Genomic DNA, 20,384 nt, shown 5'->3' on the forward strand with positions numbered 1-20,384 from the left:
CCCCGTGGTGGCGCGGATTATACCGGCCGGCGGGGGCCATGGTGGCTGGCCGATCGCTGACGGTGGGCGGGCGATTGGAGGACGGCGGGGATCCGATTTCCATCGACCGCCGCGTCGGCTACCATCCCGCCATGTCCCTCGACGGCCACAGCCTCGCCGATGCCGACCCGACCGCCCCGCCCCGCCGCCCGCTCGCCGCGACGCTGGCCGGCCTGTTGGGCACCGCCGTCCGCGCGTTCGACGCCGATGCGGCGGGGATCTACCTCGTGGATGCGGCGGAGGGGGATCTCGTGCTCGCGGCGGGGCACGGCCTGCCGCCGTCGGCCGTCGGGCATCGGCTGGCCGTTGGCGAGGGGCTCGTCGGGCGCGTCGCGGCGGAGGCGCGCAGCTTGGTGAGCGACGACGTCGGGGCTGACCCCCGCGCCCTCCACCAGCGGGCGGACTGGGAGACGCCGCCGCCCGTACATGCCTTCCTCGGTCTGCCGCTGCGGGCGGGCGTGCCGGTCCTCGGCGTCCTCGAGCTGACGAGCCGACAGCCGGGCGCGTTCTCGCCGGACGCGCGCGGGCAGGCGTCCATCCTGGCCGACGCAGCGGCGCTGCTCATCGAGCAGACGCGGCTGGCCGAGCTGACGCCGCTGGCGACGCGGGACGACGAGCCGGTCAGCCTCGGCGGCGGCGACCCGCTCGGCATCGCCACGCTGAACCGCCGGCTGTTGTTCACGAGCGCCAGCCAGACGTTCTGCCTGCTCACCGGCCAGGCCGTCGAGGCGCTCATCGGCCGGCCCGCGCTGACGGTGCTGCCGTTCCTCGGCCGGTCGCGGGCCGGCGACGCGCTGCAGGCTGCGCTCCGCGGCGTGCCCGGGCACCTGGCGAACATCCGGCTGACCGACCGTGCCGGCCGGCCGACGCGCGAGGTGTACAGCGTCACGCTCATCCCGCTGGCCGACCCGCTCGGCGGCACGGGCGAACGGGGGGGCGACGCGGGCGGCGGCATCCTGATGGCGCTGCAGGACGCGACGGCGCGCGCCCGCCTCGAGAACGAGCTCCGGCAGCAGAGCAGCGAGGCGAACGAGGCGCGCGAGCGGCTGCGGGCGGTGATCGAGGTCGTCAGCCACGAGCTTCGGACCCCGCTGACGAGCGTCCTCGGCTACGCCCACCTGCTGCACGACCGGCCGGACGCCGACGCCGAGCGTCGGGCGGAATGGGCTTCACTGGTCATCGACAAGGCGCGGGTGCTCTCGCGGCAGGTGGATGAGATCACGGAATTGGCGCGGCTCGGCAGCCTGTCGTTCACGCTCAAACGGCGCGCCTTCGACCCGGCGGACGTGATCCGCGCCGTCGTCGCCGACGTGCAGACCGCCGTCCCGTCGGCCGAGATCACGCTGCTGCTGCCGCGGCGCGCTCTCCGCGTCGACGCCGACCCCGATCGGATCGCCCAGGTGCTCGCCAATCTCGTCGGCAACGCCGTCAAGTACGGCCCGATCGATCGGCCGATCACGATCGAGCTGACGGGCGATTCCACCGGCGTCCGGATGGCGGTGATCGATCTGGGCGAGACGATCCGCGCGGACGACGCCACGCGGATCTTCGAGCCGTTCGTTCGGCGGCCGTCGCCGGCGGTGCGCGGAACGCGGGGCACCGGCCTCGGGTTGGCCGTGGCGCGGGGCATCGTCGAGGCGCACGGCGGGCGGTTGTGGCACGCGGCCGGGGCGTCGGGCGGAAACGCGTTCTACTTCACGCTGCCGGCGGAGGCGTCGGAGGGAGTGCCGGGAGGCGTGTCCGCGGCTGGCGCGTCGTAGGCGCCAAGGCCGTCGAACGTCGCGCCCGATGCGCGCAGCCGGGCGCCTTGGACGATGACATCGCCGGTCAGCGCGCGGCCCGGATCGAACGACGTGGCGAACTGAAGCGCCTGTTCGCTCGGCGGCTGGGCATAGAGCTCGAGCTCGCGAATGCCGACGTAGTCGTGGTTGGGGTCGGACTCGTCGACGACGACCCAGACCTCGTCGACGCTGAGGGGGAAGCGCCACGACACGACGTTCGGGAAGTCGGGCCGGTCGTTCTCGAGCGAGAACTGGGCCTTGAGCCACTCCCCGTCCACCCGGAAGTGAACGCGGTACTTGAGGGCATAGCCGCCGGCCCAGAGGATGCGGACGGCCGAGATGTCGGCCCGGAGCGGCGCGTAGATCACGCGGAGCCACGTCGGCTGCGTCATGCGCCGCGCCGCCTCGCCGTGCCACGCCGTCGATTCGTCGCCGTCGACGGCATGCCGCGCCGGGTTGAGCGGCCGCTCCGTCGAGGCCTCGATGTGGTGCCCGCGGGCCAGGTTCGTCACCGCGCTGCCGTATACCTCCCACTCGCCCAGCTCGAACCCGACGTCGGGATTCGAGGGCTCGACGAGGTAGAGCAGGAACACCTGCGCCCGAACGAGCGGCACGACCACGGTCTCGTCCCCACCCTTGCCCTCGGGCGTGTAGTACAGCGCCGACCAGTCGCCGGACGGACCGTTGCCGGGATCCCACATGTAGACGCCGAAGCGCTTGGCGTACGCCGCTCCCCAGCGGAAGACGAACTTGTGGACGTTCTGCTCCGACTGCAGGTCGATGTACAGCCAACTGGCGCCGCCCGTTGCGCGCCATAGCGACGCGGTGTCCCCGTCGTTGACGCGGCCGCCGTTCTGGTCGGGATTGGCGGGCGGGATTTGGACCGGCTTGCCGAGCGCCAGGTTCGGATCGGATGCCACGGACGTCGGGGATGCGCACGGGTGGGGCGAGATGCCGGTGACGTCCACATAGCTGCCGCCGCCCGGGCAGCTGCGCGATCGGCCGTTGATCGCCACCGCCAGGTTGGCATAGTTGGCGAGGGAGAGCGACGACCCGATGAGGACCGGCGCGCCACCGTCGCACGGCTCGAGCCGATATTGGACGGACGGACAGCTCGCCGACGAGTACGGTCTCAGGATGCCTTCCAGCGTCACCGGCGTCGGTGTCTGTTGCTGTGCGGGCGCGCCCACCGCAGGTTGGGTCGGCGATACGACCGACAGCGCGAACACGAGCGCCAGCGCCGCGCCATGGGCGACGATGTGCGATCGACGTCGTCGGGCCGCCGTGCGGCCAAGAGCGGACGGCAGCGTGACCGTGTCCACCCGCGCCGAAGAGCTGTCGGGACCGTTCACGGCCTGGCCTCGGATGGGGCGGCATCGTTCGTGCCGTGGTTGCGCGGCACGACGAACAGCGTGGCCTTGCCAACCGCCTGGGGCCGATCCTCGCCGTCGCGCACCGTGGCGTCGAGGTGCACGACCATCTTGATCAGCCCGGCCAGCGCGATCTTGGGCGTGTAGCGTGCGCTCGGCGATCGCTCGTCGTCCTGCTCGAGTTCGGGATCCTCGGGCGGGTTCAGGCTCGTCGTCGTCCAGCGGATCACCCAGCCCTCGGGCAGCGTCCAGCCGTCGGGCAGCCGGAGCGTGCACGCCACCGTCTGGAAGACCTCGACGACGACCTCGCCCCCGCCCCGGCCGCATGAAAGCACGAGGTCGGCCGGCAGCGCCGGCTGCGACGTCGGTGTGGCGGCCGGCGGCTCGGTCGGCGCCGGTGTCACCGCGGTGGGCGTCGGGTCTACGGCCGGCGGCTCGGTCGGCGCCGGGGGCGGCTCGGTCGGGACGTCGCGCGTCGGCGAAGGGCGTTCGATCGTCGGTTCGGCGGTCGCGCTGCGCTCCGTGGCCGTCGGCTTGGATGGTCGGGACGTCGGGCGCGGGTTCGTGTCGCGCGGCGTCGTATCGAGCGGTATCGTGTCGCGCGGCTCGACGAGGACGGTGCCGCTGCTCGGTCCGGTCGCGGCGCCGGGACCGGTCGGCGGCGCCGATGCCACGAGGGCGGAGGGCGCCCGCGGCGCAGCTGCGCCCGACCCCGAGCCGACGGCTCGGACGCGGACGTCGGGCACGGCGGGCGATTTCGCGGGCAGCGTGGCGGGCAACGCCGCACCGACGCCGAGATCGGTCGTCGCGGGCAAGAGGCGTGTCCACGGCTGCGCGTCGTCCGCCCGCAGCGCCAGCACCGCGTCGGCGTGCGCCAGGCGCGGGACGGCGCGTTCGGCCAGCGGGCGGCCGCCGTCGAGGGCGAGGATCGCCTCGTCGACGAGGGCGCGGGCGCCGCGCCAGGCCATCGGCGGCAGGACGGGACGGCCGACGACGAGGTCGTGCCGGGCGCCGAGCAGCCACCGGAGGAGGGGCTCGATCACGCGGTCGCGCGGCACCTGGCGGGCGACGGCCTCGTCGGCCGACGCGAGCGCGGCGGTAACCTCGCGGTTGAACTCGGCCAGCGTCATGCCGGCCAGCGGCGGCCGGGCGACGGCTTCGTCCAGCCGGCGGTCGGCGAAGGACAAGTGATGGTGCAGCGCGTCGGCCGGGCCGCCGAGCCAGAGCTGGGCGCGCTCCGTCGTCCGCTTCACGGGGTAGAGCGCGTCGCCCGGCAGCGCGTTGGCGGACGCAAACGTGACACCGGCGCCGGCGAACAGGATGAAAGCGGCCGCCACGCCGGCCATGGCTTTGGTGCTCTGCCAGACGTGCAGCCCGAGGCGCGACCAGAGCGTCGGTCGAGCCGCATGGCGCAGGCTGCGCGGCTCGGGCGCCGCGGCCAGCACATCGCGCAGCTGCATGCGGAACGACGCGCGGGGTGACGGCACGTCCGGCAGCTCGTACAGTGTGGCGGCCAGCCCGACGAGATCCGTCAGGTCCCCGTCGCCGGCTGCCTCGCCCAACATCGCCAGCACGTCCTCGCGCGCCACGCCGGCGGACAAGGCGACGAGCGAGGCGTCGAAGGCTTGGGAGAGTTGCCCGGTCGAGAGCACCCAGCCCGGCTCAACGGCGGCCGATGCCGTGGCCGTCGCGCGCGGCGATGACTCGGGCGCCGCCGGCGCATGCACGGTCGACGGCGCCGGGGCATGGGCCAAGCGCTCGGCGAGGGACGCGCGGAACGCGGCCTCGGGGGCGGGCATCTTGGGGAGCTCATCGAGCGCAGCGGCGAGCTCGGTCAGCTCGGCCAGCGTCTCGTATCCCGCCGTGTCGGCCTCGCCCGCAGGCATGGCATCGGCCTTGCCAAGCGCGGCGCGGCCGGCGCGGCGTTGGCCGTCGATGCGGGCATCGAGCGCCCGGGCGAGGGAAGAGGGGTCCACGGTCGGCGTCCGATATCTGTTCGCGCTAGCTCAGGACGAGCTCGTCTTGTTCGCGGTGCAGCAGCTCGCGCAGCGCCGAGAGGGCGCGGAACTGCAGGCCGCGGATCGCGCCGCGGCGCTTGCCCATCAGATCGGCCACCTCGCCGGTGTCCAGTCCTTCGAAGAACCTCAGTACGAGCACTTGCTGCTGCTCCTCGGTCAGGCGGCCGATGGCGTGGCGGACCCGCTCCATCGAGATCAGTTCGGCCAGCATCCGTTCGGGGCGAGCGTCGTCCCGGCTGGCCTTGGCCTCCAGCTGTCGCGTCGCGTCGTCCAGACCCAACACCTCGCGGCGGGAGCGATGGTAGTCGACGACCAGATTGTGGGCGATCCGGAAGAGCCAGGCCCCGAACGGGTGATCGCGCCACTCGTAGTCGCCGATGGCATCCCAGGCTTTGAGGAAGGTCTGACTCGTCAGGTCCTCCGCTTGCGCCCGGTTGCCCACCTTGAAGTAGACATAGCGATAGATCCGGTCGACGTAACGCTCGTACAATGTGCCGAACGCGGCTCGGTCGCCGCCGCATGCCTTGGCTGCCAGCTGTCGCTCGGCATCCAGGTTGGGTGCGGCGTCGCCATCCTCCGGCTTGTCGGTCATAACGCGGGGCGGCGAACCGGTGTTACGGATGCTCTCGAGGCTCATCGCCTCGCCTCCGGGGTCACGGGACCCATCGTGCTCGCGGGGGGCGCAACCAAGCGCTCCCGCTTGAACTTCACACTGCTCTCGGACGTCACACTGTGCACAGGCGCCTCTCGAATCAGGGGTGGGGGATCCCGTCGATCGGGGCAGGTCCGGCCGCTGGAGTGGGGTAAGGGCAAAGATCGCGGCCGGCGGGCGCTGCGAATGTGTATGACGATACTCGCACGGCAAGTGATATGAGCAATTCCTCAGGCAGCGCTCACGAATCGATGTCAGCCGCCCACCGCCTGGTGATCGCCACGATCGCCGTGGCGTTCGCCGTCGCCGCGGCGTCGGCCGTCGCCCACCCGCCCCGCGGTGCCAAGGCGACGTCGGCAATGAAGGCAACGTCGGCGACCACCGCCGACGCCGAGCCCGTCGTCGTCGATCTCGACGCGCCGACGGGTGCCGAGGCGATGGCGATCGCAGGCCTGCTGCCGGCGTGGGAGGAGGCGATCAACGCCGGTGCCACGCGCCTGACCGTCGACCGCGCCGCCGCCGCGCGGGCCGTGGCCGCCGGGCTGCCGGTGCGTGTCGTCGGGGCGGGGCGGGCGGCGCTGGCGGCGTGGCCGGTGTGCATCACGTCGCTGGACGACCTCGGGGCCTGGCTTAACGACCTCGCGGCGGCCCGACCCGACCTCGTCACGGTGCTCGACATCGGCGACAGCTACTGCAAGGCCGCCGGCGGCTGCACGACGCCCGGCGGCGACCGGCTGCCCGGCGACGACGTGCTCGTGGCGCGCGTCACCGCCGCCGCCTCGACCGCTCCGAAGACGGGCCGCCTTTGGATCGACGGCGGCCTCCACGCGCGCGAGCTCGCGACGACGGAGCTGATGCGGCGGACGATCGAGCGGCTCGTCGCCGGCTACGGCGTCGACCCGAACGTGACGTGGCTGCTCGACCATCGCGAGGTCTACGTCGGCATCGCGATGAACCCGGACGGCCGGCGGCTCGTCGAGCTCGGCGCAACCGGGCGGTACGGCGGGACGCCGTGGTACTGGCGCAAGAACGCCCGGCCAGGAACACGGCCGACGCCGTGCGCCTGGCCGCCGACGACCGGCCAGCACGACGGCGTCGACCTGAACCGCAACCACATCTTCAAGTGGACGGCCAGCGGCGGCTCGAACGATGCCTGCGCCGAGACCTATCGCGGCCGGAGCGCGGGCTCCGAGCCCGAGATCGCGGCCTACGAGGCCGCCGTGCGCGCGGTCATGCCCGACCAACGGCCCCCCGCCGACATCGACGCCGCCCCCGACGACACGACGGGCGTGCTCATCAACTTCCACAGCTTCACGAACCGCGGCACGGTGCTGACGCCGTGGGGCTGGACGACCGCCGCGCCGCCGAACGCCGACGGCCTGATCGCGATCGGCGATCGCTATGCCGCGCGCGTCGACTACGCCCGGCAGTCCGCGCTCTACGCCGTGAGCGGCAACACGCGCGACTGGGCCTACGGCGAGCTCGGGATCCCGGCCTACGTCATCGAGCTGCGCGGCGACGACTTCTTCCCGCGATGCACCGACCTCGACGCGACCCTCGACCCCCACGCCGCCGCGCTCGACCTCACGCTTGCCCTCGCCGACCGGCCGTATGCGCGCATCCGCGGTCCCGAGGTCGCGGCGCTGACCGCCTCGATCGTCCCGGCCCCCGGCGGCGACGGTCGCGCGCTCCGCCTCGACGCTCACCTCGACGTGGCAGGCACGCCGGCGCGCTGGGCGGCAGGTGCCGAGGTGCTCTTCGGCCGCGCGGGCGGGCCGGGGGCCGACTGGCCGGCATCTCTCCCTCCGTCCACGTCGCCGAGCGGCGGCGGTGCGGCGCTGGTTGCCGGCGACGGGGCGTTCGACAGCCGGGACGAGGCGGCGAGCCTCGTCGTCGACATCGCCGACCTCCCGCCCGGCACGTACTACGCCGTCGTCGCGGCGCGTGGGAACAACGGGGCGTGGGGGCCGGGGCGGGCCGTGGGGTTCGATGTGCCGGAAGTGGACGCGCCGGCGACAGCGAGTGCGACGGCATCGGTGGGCACGACGGCGACGGCCATCGGATCATCCACGCCGACGCCACGCCGACGCCGACGCCGACGCCGACGCCGACGAGCGCCCCGACCGCGTCTGCCCCGGCGGCGACGTGGACGGCCGCCGCGCCGCCGCGTCTGTGGCTGCCGATCGCGCGGCGGGCGCGGTGAGCGGGTGGGCGGCTCGGGCCAGTCCTTGATCGGCACGCTCACACTCGAAGTGGCGCGGCTGGAGATGGCTCCTCAGCAAGCGGCCGTGGCCTTCATCTGAGCCGGGCGCGACCTACCAGGTCTGCAACGCGCCGGCCTCCTCGCCGATCTCGCGCAGCGGCAACTTCAGCCGCTCCTGCCAGAACGTGGCGTCGCGGCTCGACGGGAAGAGCAGCACCGTCGCTCCGTCCGCATCGACGAGCTGCATCACGCTCGACCGCGGGAGCATGGCCAGGCCGGGCGCCTCACCCGTCACGACACGGGCCGTGGTGTGCGGCAGCCACTCGAGGCGCGTCCGCGCCCCGTACTCGCTCTCGAGGCGGAATTGCAGGACGTCGAACTGCAGCCGGCCGACCGCGCCGACGATCGGTTCGCGCCGGATCGTATCCGTCGTCACGAACACCTGCACCGCGCCCTCGGCCTCGAGTTGGCGCATGCCTGTCTGGAACTGCTTGTAGCGCGCGGTGTCCGTGTTGTGCAGGCGAGCGAACAGTTCGGGCGCGAAGCGGCCAAGGGCGTCGAAGCAGACCGGCGGCCCAGCGGAGATGGAGTCGCCCACCGCGAACACGCCGGGGTTGACGAGCCCGACGACGTCGCCGGGATACGCCTCTTCCATGATCTCACGCGATTGGGCGAACGTGCGGTGCGGTCGGCTGAGGCGGATCCGCTTGCCGGTGCGGGCATGATCGACCCACATGTCCCGCTCGAAGCGCCCGGCGCAGACGCGAACGAAGGCGACGCTGTCGCGATGTTTGGGGTCCATGTTCGATTGGATCTTGAAGACGAAGCCCGCGAACCCGTCCCGATCCGGGGGGACGGCGCCGACATCGGCATGGCGCGCGCTGGGCGGCGGCGCGAGGGCCACGAACGCGTCCAGGAAGAGCTGCACGCCCAAGCCGGTCAGCGCGCTGCCGAAGAACACGGGGGTCTGCTGGCCGGTCAGGTAGCGCCCGCGATCGAACGGTTCGCTGGCCGCATCGAGCAGGGCCAAGTCCTCCGCCAGCTGCGCGTATGCCGCCGGATCCAGTTGGCCGGCCAGCGAATCGATGGGCTGCGTGCTGTCCGGCGATTGAAGTTCGGCGTGCCGGGGCAGGCCGGCTGGGAACAGGTGCGCCAAGCCCGTCGCTCGATCGCAGACGCCCAGCAGCGTCTCGTGGTGGCGGATCGGCCAGTTCATCGGCACGGTGCGGATCGCCAGCTCGCGCTCGATCTGGTCCAGCAGCCCGAACACGTCCCGGGTCGGGCGGTCCATCTTGTTGATGAACGTGACGATCGGGATGCCGCGCTGGCGACAGACGCGGAACAGCTTCCGGGTCTGATCCTCGATGCCCTTGGCCGCGTCGATGACCATGATGGCGCTGTCCGCCGCCAGGAGCGTGCGGTACGTGTCCTCCGAGAAGTCCTCGTGCCCCGGCGTGTCCAGCAAGTTGAGCGCGTAGCCACCGTAGTTGAACTGCAGCACGGTGGACGTGACCGAGATCCCGCGCTCTTGCTCGATCTTCATCCAATCCGAGGTCGCCCGCCGTTGGCCACGACGCGCCTTGACCAGCCCGGCCTCCTGTACGGCGCCCCCGTGCAGGAGCAGCCGCTCGGTGAGCGTGGTCTTGCCGGCATCCGGATGCGACAGGATGGCGAACGTGCGGCGGACGCGGATCGCCTCCGCCATGGACACCGGCGCCGCGGCCAGCAAGGCTGGGGACGGCGCGCTGCTGATCGTCATTTGATCTTCCCCGCCTCACGCACCACGCTCGGAACGCGCCGAGTGGATGCTCGAGCTTGAGCGAGGAGACTGCAGTCATGGTTCGCGCGTGATCGTTCGCACGCGGCGCGCCGAAGCGGCGCTCGGATGGCGATTCTAGCACCTGTCCTGGGTGGAGGGGCACGGCACGCCTCGAGGGTCGCCGCGTTCGCATACACGCCCTGGAAGCCCGGGATCTCGGCGTAGAACGCCGTATCGCCCTCGATCAACTCGTGGTGCGCAGCGTGCATGACGGCGTTGAGATATGCCGTGAGCATGGCGGTCGATCCCGACGTGGTTCTGGCGACTTGAAGTGGCCGCATGTCTCAGCGGCATGGATCGCGCATGAACGTCGTCGCGCCCTGGGCACGGCGCATCGCGAACGCGAATCGGGCCAAATCGCAGGTTACCGGCTCACCGTTTCGCCCACGCCGCCCCATGGATCGCCCGCCAACCATCCTCCCCCTCCCCCAGACTTGGGGGAGGGGGTCGGGGGGAGAGGGCCGCAGGCCACCCACCCCGTGTTACCATTGCCCCCACCATCCGCCCCTCTCCGCAGTCCATCGCCCCCGCCCCCCAAGGACCCCCCACCCATGCAACTCCAGTTCTGGGGCGCCGCCCGCACCGTCACCGGCTCGATGCACCTCGTGCACGTCGGCGGCCGGCGCCTCCTGCTGGACTGCGGCCTGTTCCAGGGCCCGCGCAAGATCGCGTTCGAGCGCAACCGCGTATTGCCGTTCGACCCGCGATCGATCGATGCCGTGATCCTGTCCCACGCCCATATCGACCACAGCGGCAACCTGGCCTCGCTCGTGAAGGGCGGCTTCCGCGGGCCGATCTACACCTCGGCCGCCACGCAGGACCTCTGCCGGCCGATGCTGTTGGACTCGGCCCACATCCAGGAAAGCGACGTCAAGTACGTCAACCGCCGCCGCGAGGCCAAGCGCCAGCGGCCGTTCGAGCCGCTCTACACATCGGACGATGTCGAGGCGACGCTGTCGCTCATGCAGTCCGTGCCGTTCGGCCAGACCTTCAGCCCGATCCCGGGCGTCGAGGCCCGGCTCATCTTCGCGGGGCACATCATCGGCGCCGCCAGCGTGATCCTGGACCTGTCCGAGCCCGGCCTCGGCCTACACGCGCCCGAGGTTCGCCGCCGCCTCGTCTTCAGCGGAGACATCGGGCGCACCGGGATGCCGATCGTCCCCGATCCCGAGGTGCCGGACGGCGCCGAGGTCCTGATCATGGAGAGCACGTACGGCGACCGCCGCCACGAGGGCACCGGCGAGGCCAAGGAGGCGCTCCGCCGGATCGTGGCCGACAAGATCCACGACGGCGGCAAGCTCCTCATCCCCGCCTTCGCCGTCGGGCGGACGCAGGAGCTGTTGTACCGCCTCAACCAGATCTTCGAGGCCGGCGAGCTGCCCCGCGTCCCGGTCTTCGTCGACAGCCCGCTGGCGATCAACGTCACGGAGGTCCTCCGCCGCCACCCGGAGTGCTACGACGACGAGATGGCCCGCGCCCTGGCCGCGGACCGCAACGGCGACCCGATCGGCTTCCCGGGCCTGCGATTCCTGCGGACGGCCGACGAGTCGAAGGCGCTGAACTTCATGGACGGCCCGGCCGTGATCATCGCCGCCTCGGGCATGTGCGAGGGCGGCCGGATCCTCCACCACCTCAAGAACCACCTCGGCCAAAGCTCGACGACGGTGCTGTTCGTCGGCTTCCAGGCCCAGGAGACGCTCGGCCGCAAGATCCTCGACGGGGTCGACCCCGTCCTCGTCTTCGGCGAGCCGTACGGAGTCCGCGCCGAGATCACGAAGATCACCGGCTACAGCGCCCACGCCGACCACGACGAGCTGATCGCCTGGGCGGACGGCGTGCACGCGCGCGGCACCTTGCAGCGCACCTTCCTCGTCCACGGCGAGGAGGACGTCGCGTTCAAGCTGGCGGGCGATCTGAAGGCGCGCGGGATGCGGTCGGTGGAGGTTCCGGCGCGGGGCCAGGTCTTCGACCTCTAGGTCGATGGGATCCGGCTGGGATCCGGCTGGGATCCGGTTGATGCGAGTCGCTATCATCCAGCGCGATCTAAAGGGTCGATGAACCCGACGATGGAGCCCAGCCCACCGATGACCGCCCTCCCTCTCCGCCCCCGCGTCGCCGTCGTCCTCGGCGGCCGCTCCTCCGAGCGCGAGATCTCGCTCGAGAGCGGTCGGCACATCTTCCAGACCATCGACCGCGCTCGTTGGGATCCGACCGCCGTCTATATGGATGCCCGCGGCGGCCTCTGGGCCATCCCGCTGCCGCTCGTCGTCCAGAACACGTGCGCCGACATCGATGCGCGCCTGGCGCACGACGCCGAGCGGCTGCCGTGGGAGTTGCTCGCGGAGCGTTTCGACATCGTGTACATCGGACTGCACGGCAAGTACGGCGAGGACGGCTGCTTCCAGGGCTTGCTCGAGCTGATCGATGTGCCGTACGTCGGCTCGGGCGTGCTCGGCAGCGCGCTCGGGATGGACAAGCGCGTCCAGCGCGATCTGCTCCGACAGGCCGGCATCGACGTCCCGGCCACCGTCGACGTCCCGGCCGCCGCGTGGGCCGCCGACGCCGACGCGATCGTCGCGCGCATCGCCGCCGCGCCCGGCCTCCCGTGCGTCGTCAAGCCCAGTCGCGAAGGATGCTCGACGGCCCTCGCCGTACCGCAGGACGTCGACGCGCTCCGCACGAGCATCGACGAAGCGCTCCGCTGGGACACGCACGCCCTCGTCGAGGAGCACCTCAGCGGCGTCGAGGTCACCGTCGTTGTCCTCGAGGACGCGGCCGGCCGGCCGCGCGCGTTCGCGCCGACCGAGACGCCCGCCAAGGGCGCGTTCCTGACGATCGAAGAGAAGTTCCTGCCCGGCTACGGCGAGAACATCACCCCGGCGCGCCTGCCGGCCGCCGTCCTCGACGCCGTGCGCGACACGGCCGAGCGGGCGTTCACCGCCCTCCAACTGCGCGTCTTCGCCCGCATCGACATGTATGTTGTCGACACCGACACCGACACCGACACCGACACCAACGCCGACATCGACGCCGGCGCGACACCGCGCATCATCGTCGGCGAGCCGAACACGCTGCCCGGATCGAGCCCGAGTTCGACGATCTTCCTCGGCCCGATCGAAGAGGGCATCCTGCCGCACGACCTGCTGACGACGATCCTCGAACGGTCGATGGCCGCGCACGGGGCGAAGCGCGGGCCGCTGGCGTGATGCAGGCCGATCGTCCGGCGATGCGTCACCTTCAGGCCAGCCGCCCATGACCGTCCGCCTGCCCGACCTCCTCGCCGCCCTCCCCGCCGCCGCCGTCGCCGGACCGGTCTTCGCCGATACTTGGTCGGGCTTCGCCTACGACTCGCGGATCATCCGCCCGGGTCAGCTGTTCGTCGCCGTCCAGACGGCCAAGGCCGACGGCCACGACCACATCGCGAGCGCCCTGCGCGGCGGTGCGACCGGCGTCCTGTGCCAACGGCCGGTCGACGTCGCATCTTGGGGCGCGACGTGCGTCGTCGTGCCGGACACACGGGTGGCCCTGCAGCGCTGGGCGGCGCGGCGCGTTCGGGACCTCGGCTCGCCGGTCGTCGGGATCACCGGCAGCGTCGGGAAGACGTCGGCCAAGGACCTCGTCGCCCACGTCCTCGGCGGGCGCCTCTACGTCTTCCGCAACCCGGGCAACTTCAACGACATGTTCGGTCTCCCGATCGCCCTCGGTGAGATCGACGACCGAGCCGGCGCCCCCGATGCCCTCGTCCTCGAGATGGCGACGGACCGCTTCGGCGAGATCGCCGAGCTCACCGCGATCGCCCCGCCGACCGTCGCCCTCGTCACCCGCGTCGCCCCCGCGCACCTGCACGCCCTGGGCGACCTCGACGGCATCGAGCGCGAGAAGGGCATGCTCGTCGAGGCGCTGCCCGTCGATGGCCTGGCCATCCTGAACGCCGACGACCCGCGCGTGGCCCGCATGCGGGATCGGACGCGCGCGTCCGTGACCACGGTCAGCAGCGCGGGCGATCCGGCGGCCGACGTCTCGGCCACCCACCTCCGCCTCGCGCGCGACGGCACGGCGTTCGACATCGTCGTGCGCGAGGTGGGCGACGGCGTGACGATCCCTGCCCGCATCCCGTGGCTCGGCGCCCACTTCGTCACCGCCGCCCTCATGGGCGTGGCCGTCGGCCGCCGCTTCGGGCTGACCGTCGACGAGGTCGTGGCGCGGCTGGCGACGCTGCCGCCGCAGAAAGGCCGGCTGAACCCGCTCCCCGGCCGCGCCGGCAGCACCATCCTCGACGACAGCTACAACGCCAGCCCGGCCGCCGTCGCTGCCGCGCTCGACGTGCTGGCCGCGCTGCCCGCCGGCCGGCGAGTCGCCGTCCTCGGTGACATGGCCGAGCTGGGCGACGCCTCGGCGGAGGCCCATCGCGACGTCGGCGCGCACGCCGCGCGCGTCGTCGACCGCCTCGTCACGCGCGGCACCGAGGCCGAGGGGATCGCCGCCGGGGCGCGGGCGGCCGGGCTGGCGGGCGACCGGGTCACCGTCACGTACCGCGCCCAGGACGCCATCGCGGTGGTCGAACCGCTCCTCGACGCCGACACCGTCGTCCTCGTCAAGGGCAGCGCCGTCGCGCGCATGGAGCACGTCACCACCGGGCTGATGGCCGACCCCGAGCGCGCCGTCGATGTCCTTGTCCGCCAGGATGCCGCCTGGCGCCAGATCGTCGTCCTCCGCCCGGACCGACCCACGTGGCTGGAGATCGACCTCGGAGCCGTCGCCGACAATACGCGTCGGCTCAAGGAGCTGGCCGGCGGCGCGCGGCTGATGGCCGTCATCAAGGCCGACGCTTACGGCCACGGCGCCGTCCGCATCGCGCGCACCGTGCTCCACAATGGCGCGGACAGCCTCGGCGTCGCCTGCCTGGCCGAAGCGGCGGCGCTCCGGCGCGAGGGAATCGACGCGCCCGTCCTCGTGCTGGGCTGGACGCCCGCCTGGCAGGCCCGCGACGCCGCAGCGGTTGACGTCGAACTCGCCGTCTACGACCGCGACACGGCCCGCGCGCTCGACGACGCCGGCCGCGACCTCGACCGCGTCGTGGCGGTTCACGTGAAGGTCGACACCGGGCTCCACCGGCTCGGCTTGGCGCCCGCCGACGTGCTCGGCTTCGTGCGCGACCTCCGCGGCCTGTCGCACGTCGTCGTCGTCGGCCTATTCACCCACCTGGCCGTGGCCGATGAGGCCGCGCCGCCATCGCACGCCGCCACGGATGCGCAGCTCGCCGCCTTCCGCGCCGTCGTCGCCGACCTCGAGGCCGCCGAGCTGCGTCCGCCCGTCGTGCATGCCGCCAACAGCGCCGCCGTCCTGAGCCGCCCGGATGCGGCGTTCGACCTCGTCCGACCCGGCATCGCCCTCTACGGCCTGACGCCGTCGAGTGAGGTCGGCGATCCGGTGCTCCGGCCGGCGCTGCGCTGGAAGACACAGGTCGCGCAGGTCCACGACCTCGACGTGGGCGAAACCGTCGGCTACGGGCGGACGTGGTCGGCCGCCCGCCCGTCGCGCGTCGCCACGATCCCGGTCGGCTACGCCGACGGCTTCCGCCGCGGCCCGGCGCGCTGGCAGCACGTCCTCGTCCGCGAGGCGCCGGCCCCGATCGTCGGCCGAGTCTCGATGGACCAGGCGGCGATCGACGTGACGGACATCCCGGGCGTGCGGCCGGGCGACGAGGTCGTCCTCATCGGTCGCCAGGGTCGGGAGGCGATCTCGGCCGAGACGGTGGCGGGGTGGCTCGGGACGATCAACTACGAGGTCGTCAGCCAGATCCTGGCGCGGGTGGCGCGGGTTTGAGGGCATTATCGCTTGTCGGAACGACCACAAACGTGCATCCTCTGGCTTCCGACCCCGCCCAACCGCAGCGAATCCCGTTATTCGAATGCGCCCTGTTTCGACATGAAAGGACCTCTGCATGCATGGCATGACCCGATTGGGCGCCGTCGCACTCGCCCTGTCTACCGCCCTCGTCGGCGGCGCGATCGCGCTTGCGGCGCCGCAGCGCGCGATCACGATCGCCGGCAGCGACAACACGTTCGACAAGACCGAGATCACGGCGGATCCCGGTGAGGAGTTGGACATCACCTTCGTCGGCGTCGGCTTCACGAGCGCCCACTCGATCCGCTTCGACTTGGGCGGCGGCAACACGGTCGGGACCGAGCCGGCCACCCTCGGCGTGTCGCACAAGCTCAAGTTCAACGTGCCGGCGGAGCCCGGCCTGTACGACTACTACTGCGACGTCGGCAACCACCGCCAGCTCGGCATGACCGGCACGCTCATCGTCGGCAGCCCCGGCCAGGCGGCGCGCGTCGTGCCGGTCGAGGGATCGAACTACAAGTACGTGCCGAGTGAGATCGCCGCGACGCCGGGCGAGGCGCTCGACGTCCAGTTCAAGAACGTGCAGGGCACGCACGACATCGTCTTCGACCTGGACGGCGGGCGGCAGGCGAAGTCGGCGCGCATCCAGACCGGCGCGACGGAGAGCGTGAAGTTCGACGCGCCCGTGGCGCCGGGCACCTACGCCTACTACTGCACGGTCGGCATGCACCGCGCGAACGGCATGGAGGGCACGCTCGTCGTCGCCGCGCCGCCCGAGCGCCGCAAAGTGACGATCACCGGCACGAACTTCAAGTTCGACCCGAACAGCGTGACCGTCCAGCCGTCCGAACCGGTGACGATCGAGTTCAAGAACGACATGGGCTTCCACGACATCGTTTTCGAACTCGACGGCGGCCGCAAGCTGCAGACGAGCCGGTTCCAGGCCCCCGGTACGGAGGATCTCGTCTTCGACGCACCGGCGACGCCGGGCTCGTACGTCTACTACTGCTCCGTCGGGATGCACCGCGCGAACGGCATGGAGGGCACGCTCGTCGTGGCGGGCGACGTGCCGACGGAGCCTGCGCCGTCGCCGACGACCGCCGTGCCGACGACGCCGGTCCCGACCGAGCCGTCGACGAGCGCGGTGACGCCCGTCATCCGCGACCTGAAGAACCCGCACGGCCTGTGGTTCCAGAGCGTGAACTTCCAGGGCGTCGAGCAGGACGTGCTCATCGTCAGCGAGGGCGGCACCGGCTCGCCGAAGCCCGGCGAGTTCACGCCCGGCAACGGCGACGGTCGCGTCCAGGTGCTCGGGCTCGACAACCCGGCGCTGCAGTTGGCGATCACGGACAACATGACGAATGCCATCGACCCGGGCGCCGGGATCGTCGGCGCGAACCACGCGATCCCGTGGCCGCTCGATCCGAACACGCCGCCGACATCGCTCAACCTGCTGATCGCCCAGTCCGGCGGCCCAGGGCAGCTCCGCCCGGCCGAGGCGGCCAAGATCCTGAAGGTCGGGCTGATCCTTGGCACCCCGACCGTGCTGGCGGACACGCTGGCCTACGAGACCGCCAACAACCCGGACGGTGCCGACCCGACGCAGGGCGGCATCGATTCCAACCCGTGGCGCCTCGTCCCGAGCCCCGCCGGCGACGCCGTGTTCGTCATCGATGCCGGCGCGAACGACATCCTCAAGCTGGACCCGACGACCGGCGCGCTCTCGACCTGGGCGGTTCTCGAACCGTACGAGGACGGCGCCCAGCAGGCGATCCCGACCGACCTCGCCTTCTCGCCCGTCGACCCGTTCACCGCCTACGTCTCGCTCCTCGGCGGCTTCCAGGCGCCGTCCGGCCGCATCCTGCGGCTGACGGACGTGAACAAGGACGGGGACGTCATGGACGAGAACGAGACGAACGAGCTCGTCGCCGGCCTCGATCGGCCGACGGCGCTCGCCTACAGCCCGGCCGGCCGGCTGTACGTCGCCGAACTCGGCGCGCGGCGAATCTCGTACGTCCCCGAGCTGTCCGCGACGGGCGGGGCGGTGCAGACCATGCCGGTCGTGAAGAGCGTTTCGTCCGTCACGGCGATGGCGTTCGAGCCGAGCGGCGACGTGCTCGTGACCTATGACATCGACGGGCCGGCCACGGGGCGGGCCAGCCAGAGCCCGGACACCATCGGCCGAATCGCCGCCGGCGCGCTCGATCCGTCCGGCGTCCCGACGGCCGTGCCGACGACGCCCTCGCCCACGACGCCCGTCCCGACGCCGACGACGCCGACCGCGACGACGCCGACGACCGGCCACAAGATCTTCCTGCCGATCGGCCTGAAGCTGGTGCCCTTGGGCGGCTGACCGCTCGACCGACATTCGTCCGGAAACTGACCGCCGGCCTGCATAACGCAGGCCGGCGGTCGTCGTTATCGGCCCCACGCACTCGGCCGTATCGGCCGTGCGTTCATTGTGGGCCGAATGGCCCTATTGAAGGGGAGAGGAGAGCGACGTGTCCCGATTCAACCGTTTCATCCATTCCGTATCGTTCGTGGCGGCCGTTGCCGCAACAGCCGGGCTGGTCCTGGCAACACTGGCACCCATGCCGCCCGCCGGCGCCGCGCCGGCCAATGCGCCGATGGCCGCCCCGATGCAGCAGGCCGTCCAGGCCACCGGCATCGTCACGACCGGCGTCGGTGTCTGCTTCCCGGACGCCGTGCTGTTGGACTGCACCGGCGCGGTCGTCGAACAGCTCAAGGGTCCGGGCGGGTCCGGGTCGTTCGCGGCCTTCTACGGCCAGTGGGTCGAGGTCTCGGGGACTCGGGTGGCGTGCACCGGCGGAACGTATCTGAACGTCGTCAGCATCCAGAACCAGACGAACCCGTGTCCCAACGGCACGACGGTCCCCGGGCAGGCGACGGCCACCGCAACCGCCGTGCCGCCGCCAACGGCCACGCCGCTGCCCGGCGTGCCGACCGCGACGCCCGTTGGCGGCGCGAGCGGGAGCGACAACCTGGCGTTCGGCCGGACGATCGTCGCCTCGTCGTCCCAGCCCGGCTTCCCGCCGGAGAACGCCGTCGACGCGGATCCGAACACACCTTGGTCCAGCCAGCCGGGCAGCGATCCGTTCTATCGCTCCCAGAACATCCAGTGGATCTACGTCGACCTCGGCGCCGACACGGATGTTGCCAGCATCCAGACGCTCTGGGGCCCGCAGCGGCATGCCCGCGGCTACTCGCTTTACCAGTGGATCGCCAGCGCGAATGCCTGGCGCCAGATGGGGTCAACGAACTACGGCACGGGCAACGACACCTGGACGATCCGCGGCGGCGGTTCCGTTCGCGGCCGGTACTTCATGCTCTACCTCGCGAACCCGTACCTGTCCGGCGGCCATTACGAGCTGCGCGACTGGATCTTCAAGGGTCCGGGCGCGACGGCCGGTGGCAGCGGCCCGACATGGGAGAACGTGGCGCGCGGCAAGACGGTATCGGCCGAGCACGAGACGCCCGGCTTCCCGGCGGCCAGCGCCGTGGACGGCGACGTGAACACGCAGTTCGAAACGGCCCGCCTGCCGGGCTGGATCTACGTCGACCTCGGCACGACGACGACGATCAACCGCGTGATCCTGCGCTGGGCGGCCGGCAAGCACGCCTCCGCATACATTCTCTACGCCTGGAACGGCTCCACCTGGGCCGGCCTGTACGAGCGCCGCAACGCGACGGGCGGCGACGAGACGATCGACCTGCGGGCGTTCAACACCCGCTACCTCCTCCTCTCGGCCACCGCCGGACCGGCGACGACGGTTGCCCTGCGGGAGTTCGAGATCCTGCGCTACACCGCCGGCAGCAGCGGGGGCAGCATCACGCCCCCGACCCCGACCGTGCCCGCCCCGCCGCCGCCCCCGTTGCCGCTCGGCGGGTTCGAGCTGCGCGGCGCCGCCGGGCGGAGCGCACCCGGCACCGACGGCTTCGGCGTCGGCGGTCCTTCGATCGGCCCGGTCCAGCTCCCGTCCGGCGCCGTGCCGGCGCCGGTGACGGCTGCCACCGAGTGACGTTCCACAACTGACACACCCAGGACCCGCCTGGGGTAGCCCTGCCACAGACGCGACGGGCGGGAGGCTCTGCTTCCCGCCCGTCGCGTGCTTTTGCGGGTACAATGCCTGTCGCCGTGCGATGCCGGGCACAGTGTGATGCCAGGCACAGTGTGATGCCGGGCACAGTGTGATGCTAGGCACGCCACGCTGCCCGACACCGTGCGCTGCGCGGCAACGCGCGATTCCCGAAGCAGTGCGCTTCCCGCGACAACACGTGCTCCCAACCCCACCAGAGGATACAAAGCCGCAATGGCCAGTCACGAAAGCGTCGTCTCCGTCGAGATCAACGCGCGCCGCAAGCAGTTGGCCGTCAAGACCCTCATGTCTTCCAGCGGTCGCCATCGCCTCTACCAGAACTTCGGCCAGCTGGCTCCCCACCTCCGCGGCGAGGCGCTCGGCCTCGTCCGCCAAGCCGTTCTCTCCGCCGGCTACGCGTCCTTGGCCGAGCTGGACGAAGCCCTGACCAGCGACCTCATCGTGCCGACCCCGGACAAGGACGAAGTCCCCCCCGCCGACACCGCCCCGTAGGGCCGACGCGAACGCGTCGCCCGCAGGTCGTCGGCCCCGCCGACC

At 71.9% G+C, this 20,384-nt stretch carries 12 protein-coding genes; 8 read left to right on the forward strand and 4 right to left on the reverse strand.

Annotation, left to right across the window (positions count from 1 at the left end):
• Positions 1-38: 38 nt before the first annotated feature.
• Complete coding sequence (locus IPG72_00700; GenBank protein MBK6767562.1) at positions 39-1,799, forward strand: GAF domain-containing protein; 1,761 nt, start codon at positions 39-41, stop codon at positions 1,797-1,799.
• Here IPG72_00700 and IPG72_00705 read toward each other — a convergent pair.
• Genes IPG72_00705 through IPG72_00715 form a run of 3 tightly spaced genes read right to left on the reverse strand, consistent with a single transcriptional unit; the run spans position 1,730 to position 5,845 of the window.
• Positions 1,730-3,172, reverse strand: coding sequence for a discoidin domain-containing protein (locus IPG72_00705; GenBank protein ID MBK6767563.1), 1,443 nt, complete (start codon positions 3,170-3,172; stop codon positions 1,730-1,732). The genes IPG72_00700 and IPG72_00705 overlap by 70 nt on opposite strands.
• The gene (locus tag IPG72_00710; protein ID MBK6767564.1) at positions 3,169-5,166 is read right to left on the reverse strand and encodes a hypothetical protein; all 1,998 of its coding nucleotides are present in this window, start codon (positions 5,164-5,166) and stop codon (positions 3,169-3,171) included. Before IPG72_00710 ends, IPG72_00705 begins: the two co-directional genes overlap by 4 nt.
• Positions 5,167-5,191: 25 nt before the next feature.
• The gene (locus IPG72_00715) at positions 5,192-5,845 is read right to left on the reverse strand and encodes a sigma-70 family RNA polymerase sigma factor (GenBank protein ID MBK6767565.1); all 654 of its coding nucleotides are present in this window, start codon (positions 5,843-5,845) and stop codon (positions 5,192-5,194) included.
• Positions 5,846-6,111: 266 nt separating this feature from the next.
• Between IPG72_00715 and IPG72_00720 the strand changes: the two genes are divergently transcribed.
• Positions 6,112-8,163, forward strand: a complete 2,052-nt coding sequence (locus tag IPG72_00720) for a hypothetical protein (protein ID MBK6767566.1) — start codon at positions 6,112-6,114, stop codon at positions 8,161-8,163.
• Positions 8,164-8,175: 12 nt separating this feature from the next.
• On the opposite strand, the gene IPG72_00725 is transcribed toward IPG72_00720, so the two are convergent.
• Positions 8,176-9,768, reverse strand: coding sequence for a peptide chain release factor 3 (locus IPG72_00725; GenBank protein MBK6767567.1), 1,593 nt, complete (start codon positions 9,766-9,768; stop codon positions 8,176-8,178).
• A gap of 665 nt (positions 9,769-10,433) precedes the next feature.
• On the opposite strand from IPG72_00725, the gene IPG72_00730 reads away from it, so the two are divergent.
• The 6 genes from IPG72_00730 to IPG72_00755 all read left to right on the forward strand — a co-directional run bounded on the left by IPG72_00730 (position 10,434) and on the right by IPG72_00755 (position 20,339).
• Positions 10,434-11,858 carry an MBL fold metallo-hydrolase gene (locus IPG72_00730; protein ID MBK6767568.1) on the forward strand — a complete coding sequence of 475 codons (1,425 nt, stop codon included), beginning with the start codon at positions 10,434-10,436 and terminating at the stop codon, positions 11,856-11,858.
• A 108-nt stretch (positions 11,859-11,966) separates the two neighbouring features.
• Positions 11,967-13,088, forward strand: coding sequence for a hypothetical protein (locus IPG72_00735; protein ID MBK6767569.1), 1,122 nt, complete (start codon positions 11,967-11,969; stop codon positions 13,086-13,088).
• 46 nt (positions 13,089-13,134) lie between these two features.
• Positions 13,135-15,708, forward strand: a complete 2,574-nt coding sequence (alr, locus tag IPG72_00740) for an alanine racemase (GenBank protein MBK6767570.1) — start codon at positions 13,135-13,137, stop codon at positions 15,706-15,708.
• 118 nt (positions 15,709-15,826) lie between these two features.
• On the forward strand, positions 15,827-18,082 hold the full coding sequence (locus IPG72_00745; protein ID MBK6767571.1) for a ScyD/ScyE family protein: 2,256 nt from the start codon (positions 15,827-15,829) through the stop codon (positions 18,080-18,082).
• Between the two features lie 148 nt (positions 18,083-18,230).
• The gene (locus tag IPG72_00750; protein ID MBK6767572.1) at positions 18,231-19,769 is read left to right on the forward strand and encodes a discoidin domain-containing protein; all 1,539 of its coding nucleotides are present in this window, start codon (positions 18,231-18,233) and stop codon (positions 19,767-19,769) included.
• Between the two features lie 291 nt (positions 19,770-20,060).
• Complete coding sequence (locus IPG72_00755; protein ID MBK6767573.1) at positions 20,061-20,339, forward strand: hypothetical protein; 279 nt, start codon at positions 20,061-20,063, stop codon at positions 20,337-20,339.
• Positions 20,340-20,384 lie beyond the last annotated feature (45 nt).

The sequence above is a fragment of the Candidatus Avedoeria danica genome, from assembly GCA_016703025.1.
Classification (GTDB): domain Bacteria; phylum Chloroflexota; class Anaerolineae; order Epilineales; family Epilineaceae; genus Avedoeria; species Avedoeria danica.

Coding starts and splice junctions, on each gene's coding strand:
- IPG72_00700 (MBK6767562.1), top strand. CDS start 39: ATGGTGGCTGGCCGATCGCTGACGGTGGGCGGGCGATTGGAGGACGGC.
- IPG72_00715 (MBK6767565.1), bottom strand. CDS start 5,845: ATGAGCCTCGAGAGCATCCGTAACACCGGTTCGCCGCCCCGCGTTATG.
- IPG72_00720 (MBK6767566.1), top strand. CDS start 6,112: ATGTCAGCCGCCCACCGCCTGGTGATCGCCACGATCGCCGTGGCGTTC.
- IPG72_00725 (MBK6767567.1), bottom strand. CDS start 9,768: ATGGCGGAGGCGATCCGCGTCCGCCGCACGTTCGCCATCCTGTCGCAT.
- IPG72_00730 (MBK6767568.1), top strand. CDS start 10,434: ATGCAACTCCAGTTCTGGGGCGCCGCCCGCACCGTCACCGGCTCGATG.
- IPG72_00735 (MBK6767569.1), top strand. CDS start 11,967: ATGACCGCCCTCCCTCTCCGCCCCCGCGTCGCCGTCGTCCTCGGCGGC.
- alr (MBK6767570.1), top strand. CDS start 13,135: ATGACCGTCCGCCTGCCCGACCTCCTCGCCGCCCTCCCCGCCGCCGCC.
- IPG72_00745 (MBK6767571.1), top strand. CDS start 15,827: ATGCATGGCATGACCCGATTGGGCGCCGTCGCACTCGCCCTGTCTACC.
- IPG72_00755 (MBK6767573.1), top strand. CDS start 20,061: ATGGCCAGTCACGAAAGCGTCGTCTCCGTCGAGATCAACGCGCGCCGC.